Below are 13,161 nucleotides of genomic sequence, written 5' to 3'. Positions count from 1 at the left end.
GCCGATGACGCTGACCAGTCTCCTTGTTTTTGCCGGCGCTCTCTTCATGGCCGCCGGTTCGCCGGGACCGAGCGTTGCGGCGCTTGTCGCCCGCGTATTGTCGAAGGGCGCCCGGGATGTTCTGCCATTCCTCGCCGCCATGTGGATTGGCGAAGCGATCTGGCTGACCTGTGCGGTGGCTGGCCTTGCCGCCGTTGCCGAAACCTTCCATTTGGCCTTTGTCGCCATCAAGTGGCTCGGTGTCTGCTATCTGCTCTATCTCGCCTGGAAGATGTGGTTCGCCTCGTATGATGCGAGCGAGGAAAAGCTGCCTGAAGGGCAATCCGCCGCAAAGCTCTTCTTTGCGGGCATGACGGTGACGCTCGGCAATCCGAAGATCATGATGTTCTACGTCGCCCTGCTGCCTTCGATCATCGATATCCATTCGGTGACGATTGTTGGCTGGACAGAACTCGTCGCGACCATGTTCGTTGTACTGATTCTGATCGACGTCAGCTGGGCACTGCTTGCCGCAAAAGCCCGCGGCTTCCTAAAAAGCCGCCGTGCGATCAGGATCGCAAACCGTGCCAGCGCCGGAACCATGGCCGGTGCCGCCGTCGCAATCGCGATGCGCTGAGTCACCTCAGGGCGAAAATCCAGAACATCGCTTTCGGCAACAAGCAGCGGACTGTCGAATCCGGTCAGGAGCGGCTTTAGGTCAGTCGCAACAGGTCGCGACCAACGGCTATGGCGGTTCGCCGCGCAGCACGAGCGAAGTCGTGACCGCGCCCTGGCGCGCAATGCTGTCGACAATGGATTCAAGTTCCAACGGGCGAGAGATTGGAGCAGTCTTCTGCCGTCAGCCGCAGCATCTCAATCACCTGCGGCATCTCGGAAAATTGCTTCAAGTAGGGGCGTAAGTGCTCGCGCTTGGTTGGCAGCCTGATGACCGCCATCATTGCAAGTCCGAGAGCTGCGCTTCCAGAAGGCGGCGCAGTTTGTAATGGATGGGCGCGGCGAGATACCGCGCACGGTCCTCGGCGGAGAGCAACTTGCCGAATGTTGCGAGCATCTCGGGCATCGTCACCTTCTGACCTCCGTAAGGCACGTATTCGACGGGCATTCCGGCCTCCGCCACCCCACCAGTGATAACCCGGCAATAAATGCCGGGGCGGCTGGCCTTGGTGTAGCGCTTCACGAATTTCGGATCGGCCATCTTGGCGGCGAAGGTCGCGCACGGAATGCGCGCCGACGTCGCCTCGAGAACGAGCTCGCCCGTTATCAAGCGATCGCCAACTGAAACTGCGCGGTTGTCGAGGCCATCGATCACAAGATTTTCGCCGAACGTGCCGGGCTCGATCGGGTGCCCGAGCTCTCCCGCCCACCAGTCGAGTGTCAGCGATCCTTCGAGATAGACGGCCTGATCGACACCGCCGTGATGCTCGCGGTTGCAAATGGCGTCGCCGACGAGACCTTCGGAGTCGATGATCACGGCGCCGTTGACGGCATGCTTGTAGATACCCGTCTTGTATTTCTTGCCGGGCAGCCGCTCGGGATTGGCGATGCAGACGGCACGTATTTTCATCATATGGTCGACTCTTTCCGCGATTCCGTTTTGGCAACATATGGGCTAAGAACGGCACATGACAAAGCGAGTCACCGGCCCCGAAATCGAAAAACTCATCCAGCTTCTGGCGAAGGTGCCGGGCCTCGGGCCTCGCTCGGCGCGGCGCGCGGCGCTGCACCTGATCAAGAAGAAGGACCAACTGCTCGGACCGTTGTCGACCGCGATGGGTGAGGCCTATGACAAGGTGAAGGTCTGCTCGCGCTGCGGCAATGTCGATACCGTCGATCCCTGCACCGTTTGCACCGACGAGCGCCGCGACCACTCCGTCATCATCGTCGTTGAGGATGTTTCCGACCTCTGGGCATTGGAACGCGCCGCAGCGATGAACGCAGCATATCATGTACTCGGCGGCACGCTTTCGCCGCTCGATGGCATCGGGCCTGATGACCTGAACATTCGCGGGCTGATCGATCGCATCGGGGAAGGCGGTATTCGCGAACTCATCATCGCCGTTAACGCGACCGTCGAGGGCCAAACCACAGCGCACTATATAACGGACCAGCTGACGGGATTGGACGTGAAGATCACGCGGTTGGCGCATGGCGTGCCGGTCGGCGGTGAACTCGACTACCTCGACGAAGGGACATTGGCTGCCGCCTTGAGGGCAAGGACTGCGATCTGAGGAGGAAAAATGCGAGACGACACCCCCCTCTACCACTTTGTGACATCCCCCCTACGAGGGGGGAGATCAGATGGAGCTCGGCGAGGGCGCGTCCTGCCGATCTCCCCCATTGTCGGAGAGAGATCCAGCAGGGCGGAGTGGGGCAGCATTTGCCGTTGGGCCATTGCTTTGGCATGTTTTTTCGCTCTCCTCCCTCTTCCTGCGCTTGCCCAGAACAGGCCGGCGGTTGAAAGACAATTCCAGCAATGGATCATCAGCGATCTTGGCCCTGATGCGAAGAAGGCCGGCATTTCAGAAAAGACGCTGCAGGCCGCATTCAAGGGCATCGCGCTCAACTGGAGTCTTCCCGATCTTGCGCCTCCCGGATTCCCACCGGCGAAAGAGCGCAAGCAGACGCAGGCGGAGTTTTCTTCGCCCGGTCCGTATTTTAACGAGGACCGGCTGAAGAAGCTGGCGGCAACCGGACGCGGTTTTGCCTCGCAATATGCCTCGACGCTGAAGCGCATCGAAAAGACCTATGGCGTGCCGGGCTCGATCGTACTGGCGATCTGGGGCCGTGAGACGGGCTTCGGCGCGGCGAAGATCCCGAATTCGGCGATCGAGGTGCTGGCGACCAAGGCCTTCATGTCGACTCGCAAGGAAATGTTCCGGGTCGAGCTGATCGCGGCGCTTCACATTCTCGACGGCGGTGACGTGACGCCGGCGGGCTTCAGGAGCTCTTGGGCGGGAGCGCTCGGCCAGCCGCAATTCATGCCGACCAGCTATCTGAAATATGCGGTCGACTTCGATGGTGACGGGCACCGCAATATCTGGACGTCCGTACCGGATACACTGGCATCCATAGCCAACTATCTTGTTAAGAAAGGCTGGCAGCGAAATCGTGACTGGGGCTTCGAGGTGACGATCCCGGCGGCGGTTTCCTGCGCACAGGAGGGACCGGATATCGCACAGCCGCTTTCGCACTGGGCTTCGCTCGGCATCAATCGCAAGTCCGGCGAGGGCTTTCCATCCGGCGAAATGAAGGCTGCGGGTATGATGCTTGTGCCGGCGGGGCGGGATGGGCCGGAATTCATCGTCACGCCGAACTTCTACATCATCAAGGAATACAACAACTCCGATCTCTATGCGCTCTATATCGGCAACCTCGCCGACCGGATCGCTTATGGCTCCGGCGCCTTTCAGGGTGCTTGGGGCGATGTCGGCAAAATGCTGCGATCCGATGTGGCGGCAATGCAAAAAGCACTGGAGCGCCAAGGCTACGACGTCGGCGGATCGGACGGCTTGCCGGGCTACAAGACCCGCCGTTCGATCGGACAGTGGCAGGAAAAGAACGGTATGCAACCGACCTGTTTTCCCGATGCTTCGATGAAGGGCAAGCTGAAGTAACCGTCCTATAGGTTACGCCTCAGACCTTCATGGCTCGCAGTAAAGCCGAGCTTTTCATAGAAGCGGATGGAATCCGCCCGGGATTTGTCCGAGGTGAGCTGCACGAGCTTGCAGCCGCGCGCACGGCATGTCTCTACCGCCCATTCGATGAATTCGGTCCCCAGCCCGCTGCCGCGCGCTTCCCTTGCAATCCTTACGCTCTCGATCTGCCCGCGCCACGTGCCGGTGCGCGACAGTCCGGGAATGAACGAGAGCTGCAAACAGCCGACGACGTGATGCTTTTGATCCACGGCAACCGCCAGCAGTTGGTTTTTATCTGCGTCGATTTCGGCAAAGGCTGTCTGGTAGCGCCCATCGACGGGATTGGCGACGACTTCTCTGCCTTGGCCGATATCGTCGTCGGCAAGCAGCCGGATGATGTCGACAAGGTCGGTTTCGCGGGCTTTTCGGAATGCGTGGATCATCGCATTGCATCAGTGGTGAAGATCGATCGGCGCCTTGTGGAACACATCGTCGGATGGCGGGATGGTCTGCCGCTCAATCATGCGGTGAACATGCGGCGCTGCCCTGCCGCGGTGGAGGGCGCGCAGGCGATCGGCGTTTTCCGCATCGGCCTGCGTGCGGCGCTGGTTGTGGCGGATGTACTCGACCCAGGTCGGCGTGTGATAGGTTTCGGTCCAGGTGCCGGGATTTTCGAGGTCGCGCATCAGTGCCCAGTTGCGTGCGCCGTCGCGGATGCGGATGCGGCGCCGTTCACCCATCAGCTTCAGGAATTCGGGCAGGTCGCTATCGCCGATCTGATAATCGACCTGAATGACGATCGGCCCGCTGCGGGGCGTGATGTCGAGCCCAAGCGCGGGCTCTATGAAGCGGTTGAGCGGGTCGAGATTAAGCGAGGCAAAGGCCGGCATCGAGAAGCGAAAGCCGATAACGATGCCGATCAGCATCACTGCGGCTGAGCCATAAAGCGCATTCGAAACGCCGAAGCGATCGGCGGCCACACCCCAAAGCCAGCTGCCGCCGGCAATGCCGCCGAAGGTGACCGTCTGATAAAGCGACAGCGCCCGGCCGACGACCCAGCGCGGCGTCGAAAGCTGTACGATCGTGTTGAACAGCGAAAGCGCGAGTACCCAGCACGCGCCTGAAACGAGCAGCCCCGCCGAGGTGAGCACGGCAAACGGGCTCGACGCGGCAATCACCATGCTGATGGCAAAACCGGCAAAGGCGTAGCGGATGATGGTCTCGCTGCTGAACATCTCGCGCAGCCGCGCATTGAGCGCCCCGCCGCCGATTGCGCCGATGCCGAAGGAGCCGAGCATGAAGCCGTAGGTCAGTGGCCCGCCGGCGACGAGATCGATTGCGACGATCGGCAGGAGCGCGAGCACCGAGCTCGCGCCCACGCCGAAGATCAAGCCGCGGATAAGTACCTTTTCAAGGTTGGGCGACATCGAGACATATCGAAGACCGGCGGAGATCGCACTCCCGAGGCTTTCGCGCGGAAGGCTGGAAGCGGGCAGCGATGGCTTCCAGCGCGTGAGTGCGTAGATGAGCGCAAAATAACTGAGCGTATTCACCATAAAGGCAGCGGCGGCACCCGCCGTCGCGACAATGACGCCGCCGATGGCGGGGCCGACGCTGCGGGTCATGTTGAAGCCCATACTGTTCAGCGTCACCGCGTTCGGCAGGTCTGCCCGCGGCACCATATCGCCGACGGAGGCCTGCCAGGAGGGGTTGTTGAGTGCCGTGCCGCAGCCGATCAGGAAGGTGAAGAACAGGAGCAGCCAGGGCGTGATCCAGCCGAGCAGGGCACAGGCGGTGAGGATCGTCGAGACGGCAAGCATGAGGAATTGCGCCGTCAGCATCACCTGCCGCCGGTCGAAATTGTCGGCGAGCGCGCCCGAGATGAGCGAGAACAGCATTATGGGAAGCGCTGTCGAGGTCTGGACCAGCGCCACCATGTCCTCGGAAGCGGTGAGGGTCGTCATCATCCACGCGGCCCCTACCGCCTGGATCAACCCGCCGAAATTCGAGGCGAGGCTTGCGAACCAGATTGTGCGGTAGGTTTCATGCTTCAGCGGCGCCAGCGTTGATGAATTGGATGGCACGATTCCTCCCGCTTGCTAAATTTCCCTCGGCTCCAATATATGATGAAGCTCGACCGTGGCTAGGCGCGATTGCGCCTCCGCGGCGCATTTGAGTCGAGAGCTTGCAATTTCGTAAAAACAGGCCTATATGCCACTCAAATTCTTGATCGTGCGATGAAGAGTGGGCCGCAAGGACCCGCTCTTTTTTATTAGCGCGATCGTCTAAATGCATGAAAATTGCGAGGAGCGCATCGCTTGTCGGATCCGACGAACGCAGACAATGAACTTGAGCCGCGGTTGATTACCGAAACCGGGCTTGACCAGCGCCTTGCCGACATCATCGAACCCGTGCTCGTCGGCATGGGCTTCCGCCTGACCCGCGTGCGCATGCTCAACCAGAACGGCGCTACGCTGCAGATCATGGCAGAGCGCCACAATGGCACGATGAGCGTAGAAGACTGCGAAGAGGTCTCGATGGCCATTTCTCCGGTTCTTGATGTGGAAGATCCGATCGATCGGGAGTATCATCTGGAGGTGTCTTCGCCCGGTATCGACCGTCCTTTGGTGCGGAAATCCGATTTCACCCGTTGGCAGGGGCACCTTGTGAAGTGCGAAACGTCGATCATGATCGGCAACCGCAAGCGCTTTCGCGGAAAGATCATCGAAGCGGACGCGGATGGTTTCACGCTCGAACGTGACCAGGTTGCCGATGGCGAAGAGCAGAAGGTCACCATTCCCTTCACGGCGCTCAGCGATGCGAAGCTCATTCTGACCGACGATCTGATTCGCGATGCGCTGCGCGCCGATAAGGCCGCGAAAGCGCAGGCAGCGAACCAGAACGAGGCGGACGACGAAGAATAACCGATCAACTACGGCTCCAGGGACGGGAACCCGCAAGGCCAAGACGGAGAGATAAGACAATGGCAGTTAGTGCGAACCGGCTCGAACTTCTGCAGATCGCAGATGCAGTGGCGCGCGAAAAGGTCATCGACCGTGAAATCGTGCTTGCCGCGATGGCGGATGCGATCCAGAAGGCGGCGCGCTCCCGTTACGGCACGGAATCGAACATCCGCGCCGATATCAATCCGAAGACCGGCGAAATTCGCCTGCAGCGCCTGCTCGAAGTCGTCGAGAAGGCAGAAGACTACTCCACGCAGATCCCGTTGGAGCTGGCCCGCGACCGCAACCCCGACGCAGCGCTTGGCGACTTCATCGCTGATCCGCTGCCGCCGATGGATTTCGGCCGTATTGCCGCCCAGTCGGCCAAGCAGGTCATCGTCCAGAAAGTTCGCGAAGCCGAGCGCGACCGGCAGTTCGACGAATTCAAGGATCGCGTCGGCGAAATTGTCAACGGTACCGTCAAGCGCGTCGAATATGGCAACGTCATCGTCGATCTCGGCCGTGGCGAAGGTATCATCCGCCGTGACGAAATGATCCCGCGCGAAAACGTCCGCTACGGCGACCGCGTTCGCGCATATGTCTATGACGTCCGCCGCGAACAGCGCGGTCCGCAGATTTTCCTGTCGCGTACGCATCCGCAGTTCATGGTCAAGCTCTTCACCATGGAAGTGCCGGAAATCTACGACGGCATCATCCAGGTCCGCTCGGTCGCCCGCGACCCGGGTTCGCGTGCCAAGATCGCTGTCATCTCGAACGATAGCTCGATCGATCCGGTCGGTGCCTGCGTCGGTATGCGCGGTTCGCGCGTCCAGGCCGTCGTTGGCGAGCTTCAGGGCGAAAAGATCGACATCATTCCCTGGTCGCAGGATCCGGCGACCTTCGTCGTCAACGCGTTGCAGCCGGCTGAAGTCGCCAAGGTCGTTCTCGACGAAGATGCAGAACGCATTGAAGTCGTGGTTCCCGACGAGCAGCTTTCGCTGGCGATCGGCCGTCGCGGTCAGAACGTGCGCCTCGCGTCGCAGCTGACCGGCTGGGATATCGACATCATGACGGAAGCCGAAGAATCCGAGCGCCGTCAGAAGGAATTCAACGAACGCACCAACCTCTTCATGGATGCGCTCGACGTTGACGAAATGGTCGGCCAGGTTCTGGCTTCCGAAGGCTTTGCCGCCGTTGAAGAACTCGCCTACGTCGACCTCGACGAAATTTCGTCGATCGACGGCTTCGATGAAGAGACGGCGCAGGAAATCCAGCAGCGCGCTCGCGAATATCTCGAGAAGCTCGAAGCGGAGATGGACGAGAAGCGCAAGGCGCTCGGCGTTTCCGACGAACTGCGTCAGATCGACGGTATGACCGCCCAGATGATGGTTGCGCTTGGCGAAGACGGCATCAAGACGCTGGAAGATTTCGCGGGCTGCGCGGCGGACGATCTCGTCGGCTGGACAGAGCGCAAGAACGGCGAAACCAAGAAGTTCGAAGGCCTCTTCTCGAAGTTCGACGTTTCACGTGTCGAGGCCGAGCAGATGGTCGTCCAGGCACGCCTTGCTGCCGGCTGGATCACCGAGGAGGATCTTGCGAAGGACGCTGAAGTTGTCGAAGCCGACGCTGCCGAGCAGGAAGCATAATGATCGCGGAGGTGCACGCTTCTCCTGAGGATGATGATCTTGCAGGTTATGACGTGAACAGCCGCATGTGCATCGTGACGCGTGAAAGCGGATCGCCGGATGAGTTGATCCGCTTCGTTGCAGCGCCCGACGGGACGGTGATCGCCGATCTGAAGCGTCAGCTTCCGGGACGCGGCTGCTGGGTCAAGCTTGATCGCGCGTTGGTCGACAAGGCGGTGGCGAAGAAGTCTTTCGCCCGCGCATTGAAGGCGGATGTGAAGGCAGCAGCCGATCTCGGTGAAACCGTCGACCGGCTGCTCGCACAGCAGCTGATGCAGATGATGAACATGGCGCGCAAGGCGGGCCAATTCGTCAGCGGCTCCTCGAAAGTGGATGCCGCAGTCAGAAGCGGAGCAGCACTCGCCGTGTTCCATTCGACGGATGCCGCGGACGATGGCGTGAGAAAAATCGACCAGGCTCGCAAGGCCTGGCACCTCGGAATGGAAACCGAGGAGAAAATACCTTCTTTCCGGCTCTTCTCGGAGAGCGAAATGGAAGGCGTGATGGGCCAGAATGCTTTTATCCATGCCGCAGTGCTTGCAGGGCAGGCAGGTGAGGGTGTAGTGAAGCGCGCAAAGATGCTCGAAAAGTACCGCAGCGGCGGTCAATCCCGGGCACCAGGCGGCGCTGGCCAGCAAAAACAATGATGCGGCGACCGGCACCGGCCGGCCCATCATTGATCGAAAAGTATTTGAACGATAGGGTTTGATGACGTCATCGCTCCCTGTCCGAAGGAACGGGAACGAATGACAGATAGCAATGACGACAAGACGCTTGGAGCAAAGAAGACGCTTACCCTGAAGCCATCGGGGATAAGCCAGGGCACCGTGCGCCAGGATATGGGCCGTGGCCGCACCAAGGCGGTCGTTGTCGAGACGCGCAAGCGGCGCCCGATGCGCCCCGAAGACGATCGCCCGACCACGCCGGCTCCAGCGCCCCGCGCGGCAGAACCCGCTCCGGCGGCAACGCAGGCGCCTGCACCTCGCATCCAACAGCCGGGCGGCCAGCCTCCGCGCCCGCAGCAACCGGCTTCGCAGGCTCCTCGCCAGCAGGACCGCCCGCGTCCGGTTGTCCTGAACCATCTTTCGCCTGAGGAAATGGACGCCAGACGGCGCGCGCTAGCGCTGGCCCAGGTCCGTGATGCAGAAGATGCAGTCCGCCGGGCTGAAGAAGAAAAGCGCCGTGCAGCCGAAGACGCCGCCCGCCGCGAAGCGGAAGCAGCCGAAGCAGCCCGACGTGCAGCCGAAGAGGCCGCCCGTCCTTCTGCGCCGGTCGAGGAGGCTCCTGCGCCCGAAGCAGTTGAGGTCCAGGCTGAGGCTCCGCGCCCGGCGCCGGCCGTGCGCCGTCCCGAGACGTCGGCGCCTACTTCTGCACGTCCGGCTCCAGCTGGGGTTGCACCCGCAGTCCGTGGCCGCCGTCCGGAAGGTGAGGAGGAAGAGCGCGGATCTCCTCGTGGGGCTCCTGCCCGTGGTAGGGTCGTTCGTCCGGAACCGGCAAAGCCGGTGACGACGCGTCCGAAGACCGAAGAGGAGCGCCGCCGCGGCAAGCTGACGATCACGACGGCAAATGTCGATGACGACGGCAATGCGCGCGGCCGTTCGCTTTCCGCTATGCGTCGTCGCCAGGAGAAGTTCCGCCGCAGCCAGATGCAGGAAACGCGCGAGAAGATTTCCCGCGAAGTCATTCTGCCGGAAACCATCACCATTCAGGAACTGTCGCAGCGCATGTCCGAACGCGCCGTCGACGTCATCAAGTTCCTGATGAAGGAAGGCCAGATGATGAAGCCAGGCGACGTCATCGACGCCGATCTGGCAGAACTCATCGCTGGTGAATTCGGTCATACCGTCAAGCGTGTTTCTGAATCCGACGTCGAACTCGGCATCTTCAATGTGACGGATGAAGGCGGCGAACAGGTCTCGCGTCCGCCGGTCGTCACCATCATGGGTCACGTCGACCACGGCAAAACCTCGCTGCTCGACGCCATCCGCCATGCGAACGTGGTTGCCGGTGAAGCCGGCGGCATTACGCAGCATATCGGCGCTTATCAGGTGGAACAGAACGGTCAGAAGATCACCTTCATCGACACCCCCGGCCACGCCGCCTTCACGGCAATGCGTGCACGCGGTGCGCAGGCGACTGATATTGCCGTTCTCGTCGTCGCTGCCGACGATAGCGTGATGCCGCAGACGATCGAATCGATCAACCATGCCAAGGCGGCAGGCGTTCCGATCATCGTTGCGATCAACAAGATCGACAAGCCGACGGCCAATGCCCAGAAGGTCCGCACCGAACTTCTGCAGCACGAGGTCTTCGTCGAGTCCATGGGCGGTGAGGTTCTCGACGTCGAGGTTTCGGCGAAGAACGGCACCAACCTCGACAAGCTGCTTGAGGCGATCCTGCTGCAGTCGGAAATCCTAGATCTGAAGGCCAACCCGGACCGCACCGCGGAAGGCACAGTCATCGAAGCTCAGCTTGATCGCGGTCGCGGTTCCGTTGCTACGGTCCTCGTTCAGAAGGGTACGCTGCGCCCCGGCCAGATTATCGTCGCTGGTGATGTCTGGGGCCGCGTGCGTGCCCTCGTCGATGACAAGGGCAACCATGTCAAGGAAGCGGGGCCGGCCACTCCGGTTGAGGTTCTGGGTCTCTCAGGCACGCCGCAGGCGGGCGACAAGTTCGCCGTTGTCGAAAACGAAGCTCGCGCCCGCGAGATTTCCGAGTACCGTCAGCGGCTTGCCCGCGACAAGGCTGCTGCCCGCCATTCGGGCCAGCGCGGCTCGTTGGAACAGATGATGAGCCAGCTTCAGACGGCTGGCGTCAAGGAGTTCCCGCTGGTCGTCAAGGGCGACGTGCAGGGCTCGATCGAGGCAATCGCCGGTGCGCTCGACAAGCTGGGAACGGACGAAGTCCGCGCTCGTATCGTGCATTCTGCGGCTGGTGGCATCACCGAGTCGGATATCTCCCTTGCGGAAGCATCCGGTGCTGCAATCATCGGCTTCAACGTTCGTGCGAATGCGCAGGCGCGTACGCTCGCCGAGCGTCAGGGCATAGAAATCCGTTACTACAACATCATCTACGATCTCGTGGATGACGTTAAGGCAGCGATGTCCGGCTTGCTCTCTCCGGAGCGGCGCGAAACCTTCCTCGGCAATGCCGAGATCCTCGAGGTGTTCAACATCACGAAGGTCGGAAAGGTCGCGGGTTGCCGCGTTACCGAAGGCAAGGTCGAGCGTGGCGTCGGCGTCCGCCTCATCCGCGACAACGTCGTCATCCACGAAGGCAAGCTCAAGACACTCAAGCGCTTCAAGGATGAAGTCTCGGAAGTGCATTCCGGCCAGGAATGCGGTATGGCCTTCGAGAATTACGAAGACATCCGCGCGGGCGACACGATCGAATGCTTCCGCGTCGAGCACATCACCCGCACGCTCTGACGGCGCGAGACTGGTATTTTCGACGGGCGCCGGATCATCAGAGGCCGGCGCCCGAACCTTTTTGGGCAGAGAATAATGGCAACAAAACCCACATCCTCGGCACCTTCGCAACGCATGCTGCGCGTCGGCGAACAAGTGCGTGCCGCGATCACGCAGGTTCTCCAGCGTGGTGAAGTGCGCGATGACGTGATCGAAAAGACCGTCATTTCGATCTCTGAAGTCCGCATGTCTCCGGACCTGAAGATCGCGACAGCCTACGTGACGCCGCTTGGCATTTCCGATCACGGCGCAGTCATCGATGCGCTGAACCGCAACGCAAAATACATCCGCGGCCGTCTCGGCCCGCAGCTTCGGCAGATGAAATACATGCCGGAGGTCCGTTTCCGCGACGATACGAGCTTCGACAACTATAAGAAGATCGACGAATTGCTGCGCTCGCCCGAAGTCCAGCGCGACCTCGACGGCGACACTGAAGAACAATAGCAGAAGAAGCGAATGTCCAAACCACGCAAACCCAAAGGCCGCCCGGTTTCCGGCTGGCTGATCCTCGACAAGCCCGTTGATTTCGGTTCGACGGAGGCGGTCTCCAAGATCAAGTGGCTCTTCAAGGCGCAGAAATGCGGTCATGCCGGCACCCTCGACCCGCTGGCGTCTGGAATGCTGCCGATTGCGCTGGGCGATGCGACGAAGACTGTTCCCTATGTCATGGACGGCCGCAAGATTTACGAATTCAAAGTGACCTGGGGGGAGGAGCGCGCAACCGACGACCTCGAAGGCGAGGTGACTCGGAGTTCCAACAAGCGCCCGACAGAGGAGCAGATCCGCAATCTTCTTCCGAAATACACCGGTGTCATCAGCCAGGTGCCGCCGCAGTTTTCCGCGATCAAGATCGCCGGCGAGCGCGCATATGACCTGGCGCGCGACGGCGAGACGGTCGAGATTCCTTCCCGTGAAGTCGAGATTTTCCGCCTGACGCTGCTTGCCTGCCTGGATGAGAATACCGCGCATTTCGAAGTCGAGTGCGGCAAGGGCACGTATGTACGCGCCCTGGCTCGCGATTTCGGCCGCGAGCTCGGCTGCTACGGCCATATTTCCGGGCTACGCCGGACCTTCGTGGCACCTTTTGGCGAAGACAGCATGGTGGCGCTCGCAAGCCTCGTCGCGCTTGAGAAACTTGAAGACATGGACGAGCGTCTTGCCGCGCTCGACGCCCTGCTGATCGATACCAGCGAAGCCTTGTCCTCACTGCCACACCTTGCCGTCAACGACGATCAGGCACATCGCCTGAGGATGGGCAATCCCATCTTGGTGCGTGGCCGTGATGCGCCGGTTGCCGAAAGCGAAGCCTATGCGACGGCACGCGGAAAGCTCATCGCGATCGGCGAGATCGGTCAGGGAGAGTTCCGCCCGAAGCGCGTCTTCGTTTGAGTCGCAATGCGTCTTTCCGGGAACGCGACCGCGCCGGAGTTAC

Annotated in this window: 12 protein-coding genes and 1 pseudogene; 9 read left to right on the top strand and 4 right to left on the bottom strand. The window is 61.1% G+C overall.

The genetic code is table 11. The features are described 5' to 3' along the window. Positions 1–4 precede the first annotated feature (4 nt). Entirely contained in the window at positions 5–616 is a 612-nt protein-coding gene (locus tag ACZ9DP_RS35055) for a LysE family translocator (RefSeq protein WP_194728605.1), read from the top strand. 76 nt (positions 617–692) lie between these two features. Here the strand turns inward: ACZ9DP_RS35055 and ACZ9DP_RS35050 are convergent. Then, positions 693–956: pseudogene (locus ACZ9DP_RS35050) on the bottom strand (Lrp/AsnC family transcriptional regulator); the annotation flags it as partial. Beyond that, positions 935–1,564 carry an MOSC domain-containing protein gene (locus tag ACZ9DP_RS35045; protein WP_476205530.1) on the bottom strand — a complete coding sequence of 210 codons (630 nt, stop codon included), beginning with the start codon at positions 1,562–1,564 and terminating at the stop codon, positions 935–937. The gene ACZ9DP_RS35045 and the pseudogene ACZ9DP_RS35050, both read right to left, overlap by 22 nt. Positions 1,565–1,622: 58 nt before the next feature. Here ACZ9DP_RS35045 and recR point away from each other — a divergent pair, with 58 nt between their 5' ends. Continuing rightward, positions 1,623–2,228 carry a recombination mediator RecR gene (gene recR, locus ACZ9DP_RS35040; RefSeq protein ID WP_039843500.1) on the top strand — a complete coding sequence of 202 codons (606 nt, stop codon included), beginning with the start codon at positions 1,623–1,625 and terminating at the stop codon, positions 2,226–2,228. Between the two features lie 168 nt (positions 2,229–2,396). Then, a complete protein-coding gene (locus tag ACZ9DP_RS35035) occupies positions 2,397–3,614 on the top strand; it encodes a lytic murein transglycosylase (protein WP_476205120.1) in 1,218 nt (405 codons plus the stop codon). Positions 3,615–3,619: 5 nt separating this feature from the next. Here ACZ9DP_RS35035 and ACZ9DP_RS35030 read toward each other — a convergent pair whose 3' ends face one another. Continuing rightward, the gene (locus tag ACZ9DP_RS35030) at positions 3,620–4,075 is read right to left on the bottom strand and encodes a GNAT family N-acetyltransferase (protein ID WP_476205529.1); all 456 of its coding nucleotides are present in this window, start codon (positions 4,073–4,075) and stop codon (positions 3,620–3,622) included. 12 nt (positions 4,076–4,087) lie between these two features. Continuing rightward, a complete protein-coding gene (locus ACZ9DP_RS35025; protein ID WP_476205119.1) occupies positions 4,088–5,719 on the bottom strand; it encodes an MFS transporter in 1,632 nt (543 codons plus the stop codon). A gap of 234 nt (positions 5,720–5,953) precedes the next feature. On the opposite strand from ACZ9DP_RS35025, the gene rimP reads away from it, so the two are divergent. The 6 genes from rimP to truB all read left to right on the top strand — a co-directional run bounded on the left by rimP (position 5,954) and on the right by truB (position 13,118). Beyond that, positions 5,954–6,559 carry a ribosome maturation factor RimP gene (gene rimP, locus ACZ9DP_RS35020; protein WP_194728608.1) on the top strand — a complete coding sequence of 202 codons (606 nt, stop codon included), beginning with the start codon at positions 5,954–5,956 and terminating at the stop codon, positions 6,557–6,559. A 59-nt stretch (positions 6,560–6,618) separates the two neighbouring features. Continuing rightward, positions 6,619–8,223, top strand: coding sequence for a transcription termination factor NusA (gene nusA, locus ACZ9DP_RS35015; RefSeq protein WP_022713231.1), 1,605 nt, complete (start codon positions 6,619–6,621; stop codon positions 8,221–8,223). Next, positions 8,220–8,909: an RNA-binding protein gene (locus tag ACZ9DP_RS35010; RefSeq protein ID WP_372415163.1), complete on the top strand. Its 690-nt coding sequence runs from the start codon at positions 8,220–8,222 to the stop codon at positions 8,907–8,909. The genes nusA and ACZ9DP_RS35010 overlap by 4 nt, the downstream gene beginning before the upstream one ends. A 99-nt stretch (positions 8,910–9,008) precedes the next feature. Then, entirely contained in the window at positions 9,009–11,690 is a 2,682-nt protein-coding gene (gene infB / locus ACZ9DP_RS35005) for a translation initiation factor IF-2 (RefSeq protein WP_074066214.1), read from the top strand. 75 nt (positions 11,691–11,765) lie between these two features. Then, positions 11,766–12,173: a 30S ribosome-binding factor RbfA gene (rbfA, locus tag ACZ9DP_RS35000; RefSeq protein WP_039843506.1), complete on the top strand. Its 408-nt coding sequence runs from the start codon at positions 11,766–11,768 to the stop codon at positions 12,171–12,173. Between the two features lie 12 nt (positions 12,174–12,185). After that, positions 12,186–13,118 carry a tRNA pseudouridine(55) synthase TruB gene (gene truB / locus ACZ9DP_RS34995; protein ID WP_194728610.1) on the top strand — a complete coding sequence of 311 codons (933 nt, stop codon included), beginning with the start codon at positions 12,186–12,188 and terminating at the stop codon, positions 13,116–13,118. Positions 13,119–13,161 lie beyond the last annotated feature (43 nt).

This window comes from Rhizobium sp. USDA 4016, assembly GCF_056279705.1.
Note: the sequence above shows the minus strand (reverse complement) of the source record. Positions and strands in the feature narration are given on the sequence as shown.